This window comes from Paenibacillus sp. FSL M7-1455, assembly GCF_038004655.1.
Taxonomy (GTDB): Bacteria; Bacillota; Bacilli; order Paenibacillales; family Paenibacillaceae; genus Paenibacillus_AQ; species Paenibacillus_AQ cookii.
The window spans coordinates 203,118-221,470 of record NZ_JBBORO010000001.1 but is presented as its reverse complement, the minus strand read 5'-3'; the positions used below and the strand labels follow the sequence as shown (position 1 = coordinate 221,470).

Below are 18,353 nucleotides of genomic sequence, written 5' to 3'. Positions count from 1 at the left end.
CGGGGCGGTATTAACGGCCTACCAACTTCCACCCCGCTTGATCTCTTCAATAATGGCGCGTATGCCTTCGTCGATCCGCTCCGGGAGGGCCCGGGAGATACTGATCCGGATAAATTTTTCGCGCTCCCGGAAATCCGACAGGTAATGCCTTTTGCCGGACACGACCCGAATGCCCCGCTCCTCAAGCCGCGCAATGAGGCGTTCCAAATTGACCGTAGGCTGCACCTTCAGCTGGATATAAATCCCTGAATTGACGTTGGAAGCTTCGACGAGCCCCTCCCGGTTATGCCTTCGAATGGCTTCGTTCACGGCCCGGATCCGCGCGGCGTACTGGCTGCAAATGTGACGCTTGTGGCGCTCATACATGCCGTTTTTGATATAAATTTCTAGCGCCGCTTGGGAAAGCAGCGAAGTGTCCGGATAACTTTTGTACCCGTGAAATGTTTCCACAAGATGCAGAGGCAAGACGGCAGCCCCCAAGCGAAGGCCGGGAAAAATGATTTTCGAAAAACTCTTCAAATAAATGGCATGCCCTTTCCGGCTGTAGGCAAAAATCGGATCAAAACAGCGCTCCTCCCCGAGGTCCGCCATATAGTCGTCTTCCACGACGTAAACATCGTATTTGTCCGCCAGCCTGGCGATCGCTTCCCGCTCCCGAACCGTATACGACGTGCCCAACGGGTTGTGGTACCGGGACATGGTGTAAAAAAATTTGATTCCTCCGCTTTGAAACGTCTCCTCCAATTCCGCGAGATCGATGCCGTCTGCGGTACGAGCAATTCCCCGGACCGGCAGGCCTTCCGTTTCAAGAAAACGCAAATAGATGTCATAACTCGGCTGCTCCACCAAAATAACCTCTTTTCCGTTCGGAAACGGCATTCTCGCAAGCATTTCCAGCGTCTGCTGGACGCCGGAGGCAATAAAAATCTGTTCGGCTTTGGCAAACACCTGATCATCGGCCAAATGGTTCACCAGCGTACGGCGAAGACTCTCCATCCCTTGGTGGCTGCCATAGGTAAACAGATCATGTTTGTATGTATCAATCGCCTTGTTCAGGCAATGCTGGAAATCCAGGTACGGGAACAAGTCGATATCCGGCAATGCCGAGGCCAAATCCAGGACGCCGTCGTCCCGACCGTCCCCTTCTTTCGCCGGTTTGTCCACGACATAGAATCCGCTTTGCGGGGCGGCGTAAATAACGTGGCGTTTTTCAAGCTCGGCGTAGGCGCGGGTCACCGTGCTGACGCTGCATCCGTAATGCGCGGCCGCGGCACGGACGGAAGCGAGCTTTTGGCCCGGAGCAAACTGCCCCAGCTCGATTTTCTCTTCGATATCCGCCAAAATGGCAGCATATTTTTTCACGATCCATTCCTCCATTTCAGCATAGGGCATGCTGTGGTACATAGTATACCTGAATTTTGAACTGTACCGATACAGTTGTTTTAAAACGGCATGGTGGGTTCGCCTGATTTATCGTACTTTTGAGATGCCGGGTGTTGTATCAATGAATGGAACGATAAAAGGAGCTGACTCTATGAATATAAACGCATATTTGGAACGATTGGGCATCGACGGTCCCCGCCAGGCATCCTTGGATTTTCTCCGGCGGCTTCAGCACGGCCATGTCACGCGCATTCCGTTCGAGAATTTGGATATCGTCGGCGGGGTCCCCCTTTCCCTGGAAGCCGACAAGCAGTTCGACAAAATCGTGTCGCGCAAAAGGGGCGGCGTCTGTTACGAGTTAAACGGCTTGTTTCATTCGCTGCTCCGGGAGCTCGGTTTCAGCGTGTCGCTGACCGCCGCTACCGTCAAAACGGAGGATGGATGGTTTGTGACAGGCTCCCATGCCATCAACATGGTACGGGTCGACGGCTCCAATTATTTGGTCGACGTCGGATTCGGCGGAAGAACTCCAAGACAGCCGGTGCCGCTGACCGGCGAGGAGGTGCATGATGCGGACGGAGGCTCCTACCGGCTTCGCCTCTGTAGTGACCGGGAGGGTACGGTTGTCCTTGAGAGACGTGAAGGATCGGAATGGGATACGTTATATCAATTCGATCCGGCCGCAGCGAAACAACTGACCGATTTTTACGATGTATTCATCATGACCCAATACGGCGAGGAGTCCAGGTTCAACAAAGTGCCGGTGGCGATGATCCTGACCGAGCAAGGGCGCGTCACGCTGCATGATCATTCGTTGACGGTCGTTCAAAACGAACTGAAAACCAAAGAATCGATCAGGCCCGGAGACTTCGAAAGGGTTCTGGCCGATACATTTAACATCCGTCTCCCGTCCGGCAAGTGAAGCCATCAATGAACCAAAAAACTTCGGCATATCCCGCTTTCGCGCATCATCCTCCCATTTCCAGCGAATACTAACAGCGAAATGACCAATTTTTCGTTAGGAGATCGGGAACGATGAACAGTCATGATAAGCCAAAGCATAAATGGCCGCTGATCGGCAAACGCTCGGGGCCCAAGCTGCACAAAGACGACATTACGATCGTCGATGCACAAATGGCGAAAAAGGCCGTGATTGCCACGGCTCTCGGGAACGCGATGGAGTGGTTCGATTTCGGGATCTATTCTTATCTTGCGGTCGTCATCGGGAAAGTGTTTTTTCCGGAAATGAGCGGTTCGGTGCAGCTCGTCTATACGTTCGCCACTTTTTCCATCGCGTTTATCGTGAGACCTTTCGGCGGATTGTTTTTCGGGCGTCTCGGCGACCGTTGGGGCCGTAAAAAAGTGCTTACCATCACGCTTTTGATGATGGCCATCTCGACGCTTTGCATCGGCCTCATCCCGAGTTATGCTTCCATCGGAACGACGGCTTCGGTGCTGCTTTTGCTTGCACGGCTGGTACAGGGATTCTCCACCGGAGGGGAATACTCGGGGGCAATGACCTTTATCGCCGAATCGACGCCCGACAAAAAAAGAGGCTTTTTATCCAGCGGACTGGAAGTGGGCACCTTGATCGGTTATATTGCCGGCTCGGGTTTGGTCACGCTGCTGACCTATCTCCTCGGTTCCGAGCAAATGCTTGCTTGGGGCTGGAGGATTCCGTTTTTCATCGCGGCGCCGATCGGCTTGGTCGGACTGTATCTCCGCGGCCATTTGGAGGAAACGCCGGCTTTTGAAGCAATGGAGCAGGCCAAGGATGAGGATAAACCGAAAACGCCGCTCAGGGAACTGTTCTCGAGGCATTGGAAAGTCATCCTGATTTGTACCGTGCTCGTCTTTTTCTTTAACGTCGTCGATTACATGGTGCTTTCTTATATGCCGTCACACCTGACCGCCGTACTGGGTTACGGGGAAGCGGAAGGGCTGCTCCTGATCCTGATCGTCATGTTCATCATGATTCCGATCGTGCTGGCCATGGGTTATTTCAGCGACCGGATCGGCAACAAAAGGATCATGCAGATCGGCCTGGCCGGCCTGCTCGTCCTGTCCCTCCCGGCTTTCATGTGGATCAGCAGCGGCAAGCTCGGGCTCGTATTCCTCGGATTGCTGATCCTAGCGGTATTCCTGACCTGCTTCGAAGGGACGATGCCTTCCGTGCTGCCCGCGCTGTTTTTTACCGATGTCCGGTACGGCCTGCTGGCGATCACGTACAATATCTCGGCGTCCCTGTTCGGCGGCACAACCCCCCTTGTGATGGCCTGGCTGATCAATTTGACCCAAAACAATCTCGTTCCGGCTTATTTTTTGATCGCCACATCGATCATCGGACTGGTCGTCGTCACGTTTTGGTTTACCGACACTTCGGGCAAATCGCTGCGCGGCTCCCCGCCGGCCGTCGAGGAGAAGCACGAAATCAAGGAGCTGCTGAAAGAACCGGAAGAAGCACTGTGGTGGCATGAAGAACATGCGATGATCCATGAATCGGGGACGGATTCGGAGCAGAGGAGATAGACGGCGGGAGAGTATTTTAAATATGTCGTCTGTAGGCACATTGTTCAATTGACATGGAAATAGGTTAGGAAGCACCCTCAAGCAGACGGATGAAGCGGTATTCCCTGTCTGCGTGAGGGCTTTTTCATTGATCCGTGGGTGGCATTATCCTTGGGCTGCGGTGCCGCGGATCTGGCTCCACATCGTAACCATATCGATCCAGCCGCGATGTTCGGCAATCCGCCCATCCGACACGCGATACTGACGGTACAACGTCACATCGATCTGACGGCCTGTCGGCGCTGTGCCAAAAAACATGCCCTCATGCGTGCCTTTCACGGCCATTCGAACGAGAACCTTGTCGCCTTGGGCGACCATTTCCTCCACCATGTAGCGTTTATCCGGGAAAGCACCAAGGATTTTCATCGCAAACTGCTTCAATCCCTCCCTGGATTGGTAGCTGAGTTCACGATAATCGTCCGACAAAAACCGGTCCACGCTTTCCATGTCGCTCCGATTCCAAAAGGATTCAATGAATTCGCTGACGAGAGCCGCATTTTTCTGCTCCAGGGTTTGCATGTAAACATCTCCTCTATCCTGTTTTCATGAAAGACACAGGCTCGGCAAAATGGAGCAAGCACAAAAAAAAACACAACCTTCGTGAACTGCATTCATATAGAAGAAAACACCTTTCGCGCAGAAAAGTGTTTTCTTCATATCAGATATAACGATTATACCTTACGTTTTATCCAAATGATCAATCCTGTGAACAGAATGATTATTCCGAGGAACCCTAGGTTGTAAACGTTCGTTGCCGTGTTAGGCAGCTTGTTGCCAGACTGTTCGCCAGTTTGGTCCGCTGGCGAAGGGGCCTTCATACGCCATCACCCCGGAAAAGACAACGCATTTTCGGCATACGGATCAAATTTGTTAATCGACATCGTCAATCCGTTATAAAAGGTATACACATCTCCCGTATACTTATCGACCCAAAAATCATACATCACAGGGATGACGTAATACCTGTCGTTCTCCGATTCGACTTTCAAAAGTGTAATGACATCCCTCAAAATGGCCTTGTCATCTTCCCTACCCGGTTTCTCGTTCGCGGCAAGCGGAACCAATGGGCCGAATTTTGATTCATACGCGGTAACCAATTCCTTTTTGGCTTTGTCGATGGCAGCCTCTTTGGAAAGGATCTTGGCATCGCTTGGATACCGGCTGATCATTACATGCGGCAGTCTGGGAACCATATGCGGCTGCGAGAGGTCTTTTCCATTAAAATAATCCACTTTGGCGCGCAAAGCTTCGGCCACAAATCTCGCAGGCACGTAGGTGCTACGGTGTATGATTTTTGGCGCGACAGTCATTTCGACTTTTTTGCCGTTTACCTTGGCATGCGTGGAGTGCATGAATAATTCGACCGTTTGGCCGCCATCGGCAATCGTGACTTTTTGGGCTTTCGAATCCCACTTGAATTGGGCCCCCAAATGTTCGGCCACAATTCGAACCGGCAGCAGCGTTCTGTTATTTTCCGTCACCACATTCGCATTTTTGATAATGGAGCCGTTGATAAATAATCCTACAAAATCTTTGCCGATGGACTCTTGGCCCGAATCACCATAGCGGATATAAAATTCGGCATCGACTCCTTTTTCATACGGATAAATGGAGATTCCAGCGACATTCGCCCGAGGCACGGCCCCCTCAGCCAATGCATACGCAGAACAAGCCGACCATAACACGGACGATAACAGCATGGATAGAACCAAACGTTTGAGCACCACCATCGCACCTCTTTTTCCTATTTTTAGATGAAATGACTCCCCGCATCCTCATGACTAAAAATGAACTGCCCTGATTGATAAGCTCCTAATGGAAAGTCTTCATCTAAGAGACGGTTTAGCACCCGTTTGGGTTACGAATGGAAGTGCGTAGGACTGTACCAAATTTCATGGATCCGGTCGGATGGTCAGAGCCGCTGCTTGTGCGCCATACGCCAAGCGTCGAGCTGCTTTTGCACTTCGGCACGAACCTCGTTCAGACCGGCCTGCTTCAGCTCTTGGTTGAACTTCGGCAGTTCGGTATCGATATCCACGCTGCCTGTCATCAGGCTCGGGTAATATTTTTGCCATACCATCTCGATGTTCTGCATCTGGATCGGCATCATGGATAGATCGGGCGTAAAACCCAGCATGCTGGATTTAACGACTCTTGCGTTGGAAGAACGGAACTGATCCCATTTATTCAGAGGGTCCGGAAACTCGCCGCCCATCGTCTTCAAAATGAACCAGTTGCCCTGAGTATACGTGACCCCCGTGTAACCGGGCGTTTCATCCGGGATGGGATTCCCGCTGGCGTCCTTCGGAGGAATAGGCACGACTTGGCCATTCTCGTCCAAGCTGTAATGCACGCCCTCTATCCCATAATTGAACAAATTGCGGACTTCGGGGTCCGTATTGAGCAAATTCAAAAATTTAATGGACTCTACGGGGTGCTTGGTTTCTGCGCTGACCGCCATAATGCCGCCCCGCAAAGATTCCGTCGTGACAAGCTCCGGCGTTACGGCGTTCGCCACCACTTTGTAGCCGCGGTCCTTGCTCCAGCTGTTTACCGCAAGAGGGCCGCCGTCGGAGGCTTTCCAGAACAACTTCGAACCTCTCTTCAGCTTTTGATTCTCCCGTAAAGCAGCGTCTTCGTTGATGTAGCCGGCCTTATAATAACGCCGCAGCGTATTCAGCACTTGCCGTGCTTCTTTCGTTTCGAATATATTCACCACGGGGGCGTTTGGATCTAAGGACTTCACCATCAAAGGCAGCTTCTTGTCTATGACGTATTCGTAGCCGTCCAAGGCAAAGAAGTTCTGCGAGTCCTTGTCCAGCTCCATGGGCAAATAATCCGGCTCCTTTTGTTTGATCATCCGCAGCAAAGGTTCAAGCGATTCCAGCGTGTTGTATTTTGTAATATCGATATCGTACTTCTTCACCAGTTCATCCGGATACGTCCACTGTTGGCGCACCGCGAGTTCTTTATTGGTAGGGATGCCGTAAATGCCGCCGTCGTCCATACGCACCCCCTGCCAAAAAACGGGATCGATGACCTTGTACATTTCCTTGCCTACGGTAGAGAGATAGTCATCCAGCCGCAGCCATGCGCCACGTTTGGCATAACCCGTGAAGTCCTGGGCAAAAGCGACATCAAAAGGGGTTCCCGCCGAGATCATCGTGTTCAACCGGTCTTCATACTCTTGCCAGCCTACCTTGACGTAGGTGATGTAAACGCCGATCTTTTTGGCCAGGATCTCATTGATTTTGTCGTTCACCAGCTTCAAATCCTTATCCGGCTCGCCGATCGTGTAGTAGATGAGATTCACCATGGCGCCGCCGGGCTTCCCCTCATCTTCGCTCGAAGAAGAGGAACACCCCGTCCCCGCCAGCGCCAACATGACGGTTAAGGCAACATATAGGATGATACGACCCCAAAAAGTGGGTTGCTGCATACAAAGGCCTCCCTTGCCGCGTTAAACCAGGCTCTTTTTTCTCATTTCCGAAGGCGACTTGCCGAAATAGCTTTGAAAATGGGTGTAAAAATAATTCAGATTCGGATATCCCACGGAAAGCGCGATGCTGGAAATTTTCTCGCTGGTCGTTAAAATGAGTTCCCGCGCGTGAAGCATTCGATAGGCCATCAAATATTCCGAAAACTTCATATGCGCTTCCTTCAAAAACAGCTGTCCAAGATACGTACTGTTCATCCGAAAACGCTCCGCCACCGATTTCAGCGTGATGTTCTGGGCATATTCGGCCTTCACCATCATCAAGATGCGGTTGGTCAGCTTCGATAATTGATCGTACGGAATTCCCAAAATCGGATCGGTGTTCGGATCTTCGCCGCTTGCGCCGTCCAGGGTGCCGTGCAAATCTTCCACGATGATTTTTTCGATCACCTGCTGCAGCTTGGAACGTTCGACGGGCTTGAGCAAATAATCCTTCACCCCGCAGCGGATCGCCTCCCGGGCGTATTCGAATTCGCTATAGCCGCTCATAATAATATATTGGGTGGGAAGGCGCATCTCTTTAAGCTTGCCGATGATTTCATAGCCGCGCTCCGTCCCTATGCACACATCAAAAATGGCGATATCCGGCAGCAGCTCTACCGCCTTGGACAATGCGCCCTCTCCGGTTTCGCTCGTCTCGATCCGGTGAAAACCGTAGCTTGCCCAATCCAGACTCCGCTTCATGCCCTCCAGAATCTGCGGTTCATCATCCACGATAAGAAGTTTGTACATGCCTGATCACTCCTTTGCGATCGTTACGGTAATCTTGACACCTGCCTCCTCGTTGTTATCGACCTCCATGGAAAAGCCCTCTCCATAGAAAAAATGCAGCCGGGTATACACGTTGCGCAGGCCAATGCTCTTGACAGGAGCATCATCACGGCTAGAAAGATTCCGCTTTACTTCGTCCAAACGTTCCCTGGAGATTCCTTTTCCGTTGTCGACAAATTCGAGCACGAAGCGCCGATCCGTTTCCCAGCCGTTGACGACCAGCAAATTAAATTCGTTGCCCGGATCGAAGCCATGAACGAAAAAATTCTCCTCCAGAGGCTGCATCCAAAATTTCACGGTAGACACGTTCCATAGCGCCTCATCCACATTCAGCTGATAATAAAACCGCCCCGGGTACTTCAACTCCATGATTTTCAAATACTTTTGCAAAAGCTCCAGCTCGCTGCCGATGGCTATAATATTTTCTTTCTTCACGATATCCCGGTATAAAGCGCCTAAGGTCGCGATGGCATCGGCGGTGTCGACGTCGCGGTTCACCAAAGCGGTAGAGCGAATGGCCTCTAACGTGTTGTACAGGAAGTGGGGATTAATCTGATGTTGAAGCGCCTTCATTTCGGTCTCCTGCTGTTTGAGTTTCAGCAAATATTCGGTGCGGATATGTTTATCAAGCTGAAGAACCATGTCATCCAGTTCCCGGGCAATCATGCCGTATTCGTTCCGCCTGTAACGGGCCGGAGAATTCGACGTAAAGTCCGCGGTTTTCACGCGTTTGATGGAATAGATGATGCGCTGAAGGAATCGCGCGTCGTCACGCAGATTGTAAACAATAATAAGCAATACGCTGATCATCGCCAGCAATATGATGAATAACACCGCCGCAATAATGCCGGTATTTTGACGCATAAGCATCGGCAGGTCGACAAGAACGACGAAGCGGAAATCAAATTTGGTGGAAGAAAAGGTCATAAAATACGTGCTATTCAACCCGCCTAATGAAAGATAGCCGCTGTTTCGTCCATCTTCCGCCGCTCGAAGGACCCGTTCCCCGGCATGGCGGTTCCCGCCTAAGATCATGTACACCTCGCCGGAAGCGCTTACGGCTGCAGCCGTGTCCAATTTGTAGCTGTTTATTTTTTTGAACAGCTGCTCGCTGCTGATCAAGAAACGGAACTCCCCGATCTGGCGGGAAATCTGGTTCGGGTCGGATAACTTTTTGCGGTATACGAATCCCTTTTGGATCGTCTCGCGAAAGGTTTCATCCGTGTTCGGCAGGCGGAACGCAAAGCTGTCATTGCCGCTGCTGTCAAAGCGAACCGCATTGCCCCGCGACGCGGTATGGAGGCTGATTTGCGTAATGTCTCCCTGCCCGGAGCTGTACAAAAAAGCTTTCATGTCGTCGGGAAAGGAGACGAGCGGTTCGTTAAAGTGGCTGTTTTTCAGCCTGTTCGTCAGATACCCCTCCGCGCTGTTGCCCAAAAAGTATCTGGCATCGGTCATCAGCCGATTGTTGGAGTATATTCGCTGCATGTATGCCTCGATGCGGTCCGCATCATACTGAAGCTCGTTTTCGATGCGGGCAAAGGCGCTGACAGCCTCGGTTCGGGCGTTTTCGATCCATTGATACAGCAGTATCGCACAAGTCAGAATGCCAAGCGCCAACCCTAAAGTCACCACAAATACCGTATACGCAATGAATTTGCCGCGGTATATCTTAATCTGCAGAAAAGAACCCATGCGACGCCTCCTTTGCATCAGGTTTTAACGGAGGATTTTGCAAAATCCTGAACGGTGAACACTCCATTTCACGAAAGCAATTTCATTATATCCTGTTTTCCTGGATCAGGAGGATGCAAAATTCGATCCGTTTCGACATTGGGATTCTGGCAAATAAGGAAGCCCGAACGGGCAAGTGATCCTTCCGTTCGGGCTTCCAAGTCGGGCGTTGGCTTTTATGACTCACTTAAAGAAAGCATCAATCTGCTCTTGGGCGGCTTTCATGAGGGTATCCATGCCTGCCGCTTTGAGTTCGGACACGATCTTCGGCACCATTTTCTCCGGATCGGATGCGCCCGTGAGCAATTCATAACGGTATTTGTCCCACACCGCCTTGGTATTCGCCACCTCTGTAGAGAGATTGGAAATATCCATGGAGAAGCCCAGCAGCGAAGACGCAAACGCTTGCTCATTCAGCTTTTTAACCTGTTCCCATTGATCTGCAGGGGCATCCTTCTGTGTTGCCATGTCAAAGAATGTGCCTTGCGTGTAGGCAGCGAGCGGCCATGTATCTGTCGTGCGCTCAACAACCTTCTCGCCATCCACTTTCTTGTAATCCACACCCTCTTCACCAAAAGCGAGCATGTTGCGCAGCTTCGGATCGGTATTGACCAGTTCCAGGTATTTCAGAGCTTCTTTTTTATATTTCGAGTTGGCGGAAATTGCATTCAAAGAACCTTGGATCGTCGTCGTCGTGTAGATCGGTCCGTAATTCTGCACCATATCGTACTTTTCAACGCCATTGTTGACTTGCCAGCCCACTTCCGCGCCAGGGAACCCTTGAGCGCTCATGAACGGTTTGCCTTTATCCGGTTCAGGCTTGGTTGGCGCGTCCGGATTGATAATGCCGTCTTGATACCATTGATGCAGCATTTTCAAATTCTCCATCACGTCCGGCTGCTCCAGAACAGATACGACCTTACGCGAAGCATCATCCGCCTTTACGCCGATCGGAGCGAGTCCAAGGGCCATATCGTCGTATTCGTTAAAGAATCCGTTCAAGCCTTCGCTTTGCGTCATCGGAAGCGGATAGAAGCTTTTTCCTTCTCCTGCTTTCATGTCATGGAAAGGTTTATCGAGATCCTTCAGCGTTTTCATGTTTGGCACGTCAATGCCGTATTTCTCAACATACTTATGATCGAATACCCAATACTGGGTTAGGGACGAGTCCTTGTACGTAGGTACGGAGTAAATTTTGCCGCCGACTTTCGAGCCATCCCATACCTTCTCGGGAATAAGCTTATACAGATCCGGCGTTTCGCTTTGCACGAGATCCGTGAGATCGGCAAAGGCGCCCATGGCAACTTGCTGATTGTACTTGGAACCGTTCGTGAACATGATATCGAAAGGTTCGCCCGTATTTACGATCGTGTTGATCTTCGTATCCCATTCGCCCCAGCTGGCCACTTTGATATCCACTTTGACGCCGATTTTCTCGGCTGTGTATTCATTCATCGCTGCGACAGCCTTGTCAAAGTTGATCGGAACCTGGCCGCCGATCGTCCACCATACCAAAGTAGGCACATCAGTGGAAGATGAAGAAGTTTTGGAAGCATCGGAAGCCTTCGGATCGGAAGCGGATGTATCCGACTTCGAGCCGCAAGCTGCAAGCGCTGACATCAGAAGCGTCAGAACGCAAGCAGTAGAAAGGAGCTTCAAAGGCTTTTTCATAAGTATTTCCCCCTTATAAATGTTGTTCTTGCGCCGTTTTGAAATTTTTGTATACAAGTTGGTGATGATCAGAACGGCGATGTATAAAAGAAAACGTCTTTCGACGGATTCTCTAAGTAGACAGACCGCTTTTAGCGGAACCTTTTCCCCAATGCTTAGCCTTCGGGCGACGTCTTATCCCTTGACGGCGCCGATCGTCAGGCCGGAAATGAAGTACCGCTGGAAGAACGGGTAAGCAAAAGCTACAGGGAGCACGATAATGATCGCCACCGCCATCCGCGCGGATTCTTTCGGCATCGTTGCCGCAAGCACCGCGTAGCTGACGCCCATACTGGCGGCATTTTTCGCGAGAGCATCCACGTTGCTCATCAAGTTGTTCAGCAGCGCCTGCAAGGAATACAGATCCTGGTTGTTGATGTACAGCATCGATTGGAACCAGTCATTCCAGTAAGCAAAGCACAGGAACAGTCCGATGGTCGCAATAACCGGCAAGGAAATCGGCAGAACGATCGAGAAGAAAATACGCAGCTGGCCCGCGCCGTCGATTTCCGCGGATTCGATCAGGCCGTCCGGAATCGTGCTCTTAAAGAACGTTTTGCAAATAATGACGTTGAAGGACGAAACCGCCAGCGGTAAAATCAGCGCCCAAACCGTATCCTTAAGTCCAAGCAAATTGGCGTTGATGTAATAGCTGGAAACCAAACCGCCATTGAAGATCATCGGAATAAATACGATCCAGGTCAGCAGCCCCTTGAGCTTATAATTCGGCCGGGAGATGACGTAGCCCATGGAGGCGGTCAGCAGCACGCCCAGTACCGTGCCCACAATCGTGACCAATACCGATATGCCGAGCGCACGCAGAATCATCGTCCCTTGCTGTGCTATATAACTGTAGGCATCGCCGGAAAACGCGGTTGGAATGATGTGATATCCCGTCTGACGGATGGAATCCTCGCTGGATAAGGATATGGAAAGCACAACCAGCATCGGCACCACGCACACTAACGCGAGCAAAATAAAGATGAGATTGAACACGATGTTGACGCCTTTGCTCGGGCGGTTGAATTTATCCAACCCGCTTTCATAAACCGTTCTTGCTGCCATAAAACGCACCCCCTACATCATCGCGCTATCCGGATCTATTCTGCGAACGATCCAGTTTGCCGTTAGAATCGTGATACAACCCAGCACGGATTGCACGAATGCGGCCGCGGAAGCCATGCCGACAGTGGCCGTTTTGAGTTGCTTATAAACCAATACATCAATGGTGGTGGTCACGTTAAACAAGGAATTCGAATCCCGCGGTACCTGGAAGAACAATCCGAAATCCGTGTAGAAGATGCGGCCCACGGCCAAGATAAACATCATGACGATCACCAGTTTCATCAACGGTAGGGTAATGAATCGCGTCTGCTGCCAGATGGAAGCGCCATCAATGACGGCCGCCTCATAGTAGGTTTTATCAATGCCGGTGATTGTCGCCAAGTAAACGACCATGCCGTAACCTACGCTTTTCCAAACATGCATGAAGATCAAAAGGTAAGGCCAGTATTTCGACTCCATATACCAGTTGATCGGCTCGCCGCCCATACTAACCAGCATTTGATTGACAATCCCTTTGTCAAAGCTCAAAAATGCCCAGCCTACCGCCGAAACGACGACCCATGACAGAAAATAGGGCAAAAACATCATGGTTTGATACACTTTGCCCGCCCTCCGATTGTGCAGCATGCCGACCATCAGGGCTAAAGCAACGGGGATGACAATGCCAAGGACGATAAAAACGATGTTGTATCCCAGCGTATTTCGAATAATGATCCAGGCATCGTTGGATTTGAACAAAAATTCGAAGTTCTTGAACCCTGCCCATGGACTGTTAATGACGTTGCTTAGAAATCCGCCGCTTATTCTAAAGTTCTTAAAGGCGATGATGATGCCGAACATGGGTAAGAAGCAGAAAAGAATGTACCATATGGTCGTCGGCAGCGCCAAAAGCGTCAGCTCGGCATCTTGCTTGCGCCATCGCGTTCGTAAGCGCTTACCTTTCGTCTTAGTGCTCATGTCTGTCACCTCTTCCGTCATCCTATATTGCTTTGTTGTAAGTCAATTTTATAAGAAATAGAGCGCTTTCATCCAGATAACAAACATGATAAAGTAGTCAACAAACGTTAGGTTTTGCAAGGTTCATGGACAAAAAAAGACAACCACCATCGACCTGGAAATCGGTCGACAATGGTTGTCCCGCGGATATTGAATTATTTATCGATCAGGTCGGTCGCCTTCAGCATTCTTGCGATCAGCGCCGTCACCTCTGCACGCGTCATCGGTGCTTTCGGACTGAGAACCTCAGGTCCGTTCCATAATCGCCAGATCCGCCAGAATGTTTAAGATCGTCTGGGTCCTACCTGTCCCAGGAGGGCCCTCGACAATACTGATGGCGCTTTTTAAAGCTTGGTCAAGCGCCGTTCTTTGACTCAAATTGTATCTGAATGAATAGGTTCGCTTGTAACAGGCATATCGCTCTCTATAGGACGTTTCAAAAGATAGTGGCTTAAGTACACTGTCCGGATCTAATAGAAAAAAGACTGCCCTCCGATTGATTCGGAAAGCGGCCTTTCTTAAAGACTGCATATGATGTTAAAAAATCGTAGGCACCATGCCCCCGTCCATACGGATCGGAGAACCTTTGAATGCGGATGCATAGGGACTGCAGACAAATGCAACGAGCCTGCCTATTTCAAAAGGCTTGATAAAACGCTGAATTTCGGATTGGGGCAGGTTTGCAGCCATAAATTTTTTCTCTTTTTCCGAAAATGACATATCATCAGGAAACATACTCTCAATGATCTGATATACGTTTTCAGAAAGCGTTGGTCCAGGCATAATCGTATTGGAGGTGACTTCCGTTCCTGCCGTTAGTTTAGATAAGCTTTTGGACAGCGATAATAACATGGATTTGGTCATACCATACTGAGGCATTTGCCCTGATGGCATAACCGCTTCTTCACTTGCAATAAAGATGATTCGCCCGTCATTGTGATTCAACATTTTAGGCAAATAAAATTTAGATAATCCGTTCGCGGCAAGGACATTCGTTCGGAAGTATTTTTCCCATATTTCATCGTCAACGTCCTCATATTGCATGATTTCATAAACCCCCATATTGTTCACCAGAATATCGACGTGGGGATATTTCTCGAGCAACGCTTCTCTTTGCTGCAGATCCACAAGATCCGCCGTTGCATTCTGAGGAGAAGTAGCCGGGAACTCCGACTTCAATTCATTTACGGTTCGTTCTACCTCTTCATGCTTCCGTCCGTTAACGAGAACATTGACGCCTTCTCTGGCAAGTTCAATGGCAATGGCTTTCCCTATACCTTTCGTCGATCCGGTTACCAAAGCCGTCTTGTTCTTTAATCCCATATCCATAACTTAGATGTCTCCTTTGTTGTCATTCGCAGCAAGCTGATTAGCAATTATTCTTGGAACATCCTTGTGCTCCGGATAGGGATTATGTTACTTTGTCTGGACCGCCTGGTAACTAGCGTGAAACGCCGAATTTCTTGTTTAACCCGCCAAATATAATGAAGCCCGGAAAATGCCAGCCATGTTAGGAGCGAGTTAGGCCGGGATTTTATGACGTTGGATTTGCCCTTAAATATTCGGAACGCCAATTGGAAGGAGTATCGCCTTCCCAAAGGCGAAAGGCGCGGTAAAACGAGTTCTGGTCTTCATATCCAATTAAATAAGCCACTTCTTTGATATTAAGCTTGGGTTCTGCCAAGTATTCCCGAGCCTGTTCATGCCGAACCTGTGTCAGCAACCGCTTGAAAGTTGTACCTTCGTCAGTAAGACGGCGCTGCAAGGTACGCTCGCTCATGCAAAGCTCGTTCGCCACAGCCCGAATGTCCAGGCCCCCTCCGATTAAACTGCGCTTCAGGATCCGTCTGACGATCTCAGCGATTGAACGGTTGCGATCTTCCTCCAATGATTGGTCCAATACAGGAGTCAAGATCTCCAGCAACTCTTTATTATGCGAAATAAAGGGGCGATCCAGGTCTCTTCGATGCAGCGTCAATCGGTTAGCGGTTGTTCCCGCTCGGACCGAGCACCCGAAGTATGACTCAAGGGCCGTTACATCCCCCATCGGGTGAGAAAATTCTATGGACCGTGCAGTCAAAGGCAAACCGGTGCCCCGTCGACCAAGCTCCAGAAGAAGGGCCAGCGTAGCTCCAACCAGCACGGGCGGTCCGGGTTGCTCTCCGTGCATCCATTCCAATTCGATCGTACAGACCTCGCCCTCTTCGGTTATACGCAAGCTTTCCGGAGGGCACAGTTGTTTGTACCTGGCCATTCGGTAAAGAGCGTCGCGATAATCATGCGCATGATAGGTCGCCAAGACGGGCGGCGGGTACTGTGCCGTTTCAAACACGGTTGCAAGTTTGATGATTCCAACGGCAATGTCACCAACGAGATCGGCGTAAGCTTGCCAGATTTTAAAATATTGGGCCGCGGTGACGGCAGCCGATTCTGTCATCATGCTGAGCGGCAGTTGCGCTTTGCTCGCTACTTCATGCGGGGCAATTCCTAATTGTTGTAGTCCCGCCCAAAATCCCGACGGGAATTTTATACGGTCAGATTTCATAACCTATGACTCCTTTAGATGCGAACCTAAAAAAATAAAAGGTCAGCCAAGATACCTCCTGACTGCCCTTTTATATAGTTTTTGACGACCATTGTGGTGTCACCGGCCCTCGCTTGATTCAGTGCTTCGTCTGATTAGGACTTGTATTTTCTAAAACAGGCAGCATTTTCTCGCTTTTCTCCATGAAGGAATGGCATTGGACACAAATCGGTTGAATCAAAAAAACAAAGTTATCCCTCATCCATCCGTTGCACTTTTCATTCGTGCATGACCATATCGTTGTCATTTCCTCTGGAAGTAGTTCCATCATCAGTCTTTTCCGTGAATCGTACAAGCAGCATCCCTCTTTCTCTTCTGGAATCATGAGCGAAAAAAAGGCCCCGACACGAAGTGCGGGACCTTCCAAACTACAGTTTTACAGTTTAACGACATTCTCAGCCTGCGGGCCGCGATTGCCTTGAACGACATTAAATTCGACTCTTTGACCTTCGTCCAAAGATTTGAAGCCGTCGCCAACGATGGCACTGAAGTGCACAAATACGTCGTCTCCGCCTTCAACCTCGATAAAACCAAATCCTTTGTCTGCATTAAACCATTTTACTGTTCCTTGTGTCATGGTCAATTACCTCCATCATTTTATTTTTACATGATCTTTGAATTTAAAAAAAAAATCACATATTGTACAAGGCTACATAATCAAAATCTAACCCTCTACAATATGTGATCTCAGGTTCAAATTCTAATAAATCAACTATAACACACCTGGAGTTGATTTACAAGTTTGTTTTGAATTTGTTTCGATTTTATTGCCTTCGCCTCATTCTGAAGTACGACACCGCATAAACTTTCCTGTGTGATGCTTAAAGGCGAAAAACAGCGGCTTGGTAAATCCACGGTTCGCCAAGTAGTGGTCATAAAAAAAAGAGAGCTTCTAAAGCTCTCTATGGGCTGGCTGCATCATCCCTTGAGAGGGGTGATCCTCTTGGTACTCATAATATCGCGACTGAACGGACGCATGTATTTGTTCTTCCATTGGCGGCACTGACGGCTGCTGATATGGCTCATCCACATACATGATTCTGCGCTGAATTTGCATGAGCCCATTCACGACGCGCAGCGCGACCCAGAACAGGACAAGGCCAACGCCCACGTACAGCAGATATTGCTGATTATAAGTCCAATCGATATGAAAATAACTAAACAAGCTATTCTCTAGAATATCAAGCTGGATTTCATTCATCAGTATGATATGCACGACCGGAAGAGCAATCAATCCGAGTCCCAGCGAAATCACGGTAACCATAATAACAAAGAATACGATGCCAGTAACAAGTCTTAAGAATACGAGCAGCAGATTTCGAATGAATAGTCCACCCTCGAAACCTCGCACCATTCGCATAAACCAGTTCTGCCCAGTTTCAGGCTGTTGATGGTAGGAATACGAAACGGAAGGAGCAGGCAAACCTAAAATTTGTCTAATCATGCTTTGTTCAAAAAGCACAATCCCGTTCAACAGCTTTGCTACGCCAAAGAACAGCGGTATTCCGATAAATATGGGAGTTAATCCGATCGATAATGCTAGTCCTGTTATCGCTACTGCAAAATAAATAATCCCTAACGGAAGGGATAGCAATAAATAGAGGATCGTTGCGTAGGTTTTTGGATTAAAAAGGACCCATTTCACCTTACCTGCCCGTGCCGTGTTCGTCACTTCTGCGTTCAAATTCAAACACCCCTTTTGGCTTCCTATATCACGTATCAGCGAGTTATTTAAATTCATTATAACCGCCTTGTTGGGCTGACATAACCGTCTTAGGGGGGGTCTGAACCTAGACTTAAGACTAGGAATCGGCCTGGCTCAGATGAACTTATTCACTGGACTATACGGGGGACCTTCATTAATGCTGATCCTTGAGGACTAAAACCGGGTATGATAGGATAAAAGTAGAAATAAGGACGGATGGCAGTCCGTCCTCAGCACAACCTCTTGAGTGGGGATTCCCTCCAGGGTAATGCTAGTCCAGAGAAGTAACCCCCGGTTTGCCAACCTTAAAGAGTGGGTTACTTCTTATTTCGGTCGATATA

Annotated in this window: 18 protein-coding genes; 2 read left to right on the top strand and 16 right to left on the bottom strand. The window is 49.6% G+C overall.

Annotated features, from left to right (window positions below):
* Positions 1 to 18 precede the first annotated feature (18 nt).
* Positions 19 to 1,362, bottom strand: a complete 1,344-nt coding sequence (locus NYE48_RS01065; protein WP_340996321.1) for an aminotransferase-like domain-containing protein — start codon at positions 1,360 to 1,362, stop codon at positions 19 to 21.
* 172 nt (positions 1,363 to 1,534) lie between these two features.
* Between NYE48_RS01065 and NYE48_RS01060 the strand changes: the two genes are divergently transcribed.
* Positions 1,535 to 2,305 carry an arylamine N-acetyltransferase family protein gene (locus NYE48_RS01060; RefSeq protein WP_340996319.1) on the top strand — a complete coding sequence of 257 codons (771 nt, stop codon included), beginning with the start codon at positions 1,535 to 1,537 and terminating at the stop codon, positions 2,303 to 2,305.
* 113 nt (positions 2,306 to 2,418) lie between these two features.
* The gene (locus NYE48_RS01055) at positions 2,419 to 3,912 is read left to right on the top strand and encodes an MFS transporter (RefSeq protein ID WP_246536951.1); all 1,494 of its coding nucleotides are present in this window, start codon (positions 2,419 to 2,421) and stop codon (positions 3,910 to 3,912) included.
* A gap of 144 nt (positions 3,913 to 4,056) precedes the next feature.
* On the opposite strand, the gene NYE48_RS01050 is transcribed toward NYE48_RS01055, so the two are convergent.
* The 15 genes from NYE48_RS01050 to NYE48_RS00985 all read right to left on the bottom strand — a co-directional run bounded on the left by NYE48_RS01050 (position 4,057) and on the right by NYE48_RS00985 (position 17,997).
* Positions 4,057 to 4,470, bottom strand: a complete 414-nt coding sequence (locus NYE48_RS01050) for an ester cyclase (protein WP_340996317.1) — start codon at positions 4,468 to 4,470, stop codon at positions 4,057 to 4,059.
* A gap of 152 nt (positions 4,471 to 4,622) precedes the next feature.
* Positions 4,623 to 4,769 (bottom strand): LPXTG cell wall anchor domain-containing protein, encoded by a 147-nt coding sequence (locus tag NYE48_RS28155; RefSeq protein ID WP_081992433.1) that lies wholly within the window; start codon positions 4,767 to 4,769, stop codon positions 4,623 to 4,625.
* Positions 4,770 to 4,775: 6 nt separating this feature from the next.
* Entirely contained in the window at positions 4,776 to 5,675 is a 900-nt protein-coding gene (locus tag NYE48_RS01045) for a copper amine oxidase N-terminal domain-containing protein (RefSeq protein ID WP_340996316.1), read from the bottom strand.
* Positions 5,676 to 5,863: 188 nt separating this feature from the next.
* Positions 5,864 to 7,390, bottom strand: a complete 1,527-nt coding sequence (locus tag NYE48_RS01040) for an ABC transporter substrate-binding protein (RefSeq protein WP_340996314.1) — start codon at positions 7,388 to 7,390, stop codon at positions 5,864 to 5,866.
* Between the two features lie 21 nt (positions 7,391 to 7,411).
* On the bottom strand, positions 7,412 to 8,179 hold the full coding sequence (locus NYE48_RS01035) for a response regulator transcription factor (protein ID WP_340996313.1): 768 nt from the start codon (positions 8,177 to 8,179) through the stop codon (positions 7,412 to 7,414).
* Between the two features lie 6 nt (positions 8,180 to 8,185).
* A complete protein-coding gene (locus tag NYE48_RS01030) occupies positions 8,186 to 9,913 on the bottom strand; it encodes a sensor histidine kinase (RefSeq protein ID WP_340996312.1) in 1,728 nt (575 codons plus the stop codon).
* A gap of 222 nt (positions 9,914 to 10,135) precedes the next feature.
* Positions 10,136 to 11,623, bottom strand: a complete 1,488-nt coding sequence (locus NYE48_RS01025) for an ABC transporter substrate-binding protein (RefSeq protein WP_340996311.1) — start codon at positions 11,621 to 11,623, stop codon at positions 10,136 to 10,138.
* Between the two features lie 174 nt (positions 11,624 to 11,797).
* Complete coding sequence (locus NYE48_RS01020; RefSeq protein ID WP_036711069.1) at positions 11,798 to 12,727, bottom strand: carbohydrate ABC transporter permease; 930 nt, start codon at positions 12,725 to 12,727, stop codon at positions 11,798 to 11,800.
* Between the two features lie 12 nt (positions 12,728 to 12,739).
* Positions 12,740 to 13,684, bottom strand: coding sequence for an ABC transporter permease (locus tag NYE48_RS01015; protein WP_340996308.1), 945 nt, complete (start codon positions 13,682 to 13,684; stop codon positions 12,740 to 12,742).
* Between the two features lie 285 nt (positions 13,685 to 13,969).
* Positions 13,970 to 14,254 carry an AAA domain-containing protein gene (locus tag NYE48_RS01010; RefSeq protein ID WP_340996306.1) on the bottom strand — a complete coding sequence of 95 codons (285 nt, stop codon included), beginning with the start codon at positions 14,252 to 14,254 and terminating at the stop codon, positions 13,970 to 13,972.
* A 6-nt stretch (positions 14,255 to 14,260) separates the two neighbouring features.
* Positions 14,261 to 15,052 carry an SDR family NAD(P)-dependent oxidoreductase gene (locus tag NYE48_RS01005; protein WP_340996305.1) on the bottom strand — a complete coding sequence of 264 codons (792 nt, stop codon included), beginning with the start codon at positions 15,050 to 15,052 and terminating at the stop codon, positions 14,261 to 14,263.
* Positions 15,053 to 15,257: 205 nt separating this feature from the next.
* Complete coding sequence (locus NYE48_RS01000) at positions 15,258 to 16,268, bottom strand: helix-turn-helix transcriptional regulator (RefSeq protein WP_340996303.1); 1,011 nt, start codon at positions 16,266 to 16,268, stop codon at positions 15,258 to 15,260.
* A gap of 118 nt (positions 16,269 to 16,386) precedes the next feature.
* A complete protein-coding gene (locus NYE48_RS00995) occupies positions 16,387 to 16,575 on the bottom strand; it encodes a cold-shock protein (RefSeq protein ID WP_445324052.1) in 189 nt (62 codons plus the stop codon).
* A 108-nt stretch (positions 16,576 to 16,683) separates the two neighbouring features.
* The gene (locus NYE48_RS00990) at positions 16,684 to 16,884 is read right to left on the bottom strand and encodes a cold-shock protein (protein WP_036711062.1); all 201 of its coding nucleotides are present in this window, start codon (positions 16,882 to 16,884) and stop codon (positions 16,684 to 16,686) included.
* A gap of 315 nt (positions 16,885 to 17,199) precedes the next feature.
* Positions 17,200 to 17,997, bottom strand: coding sequence for a sensor domain-containing protein (locus NYE48_RS00985; RefSeq protein WP_246536957.1), 798 nt, complete (start codon positions 17,995 to 17,997; stop codon positions 17,200 to 17,202).
* Between the last annotated feature and the right edge of the window lie 356 nt (positions 17,998 to 18,353).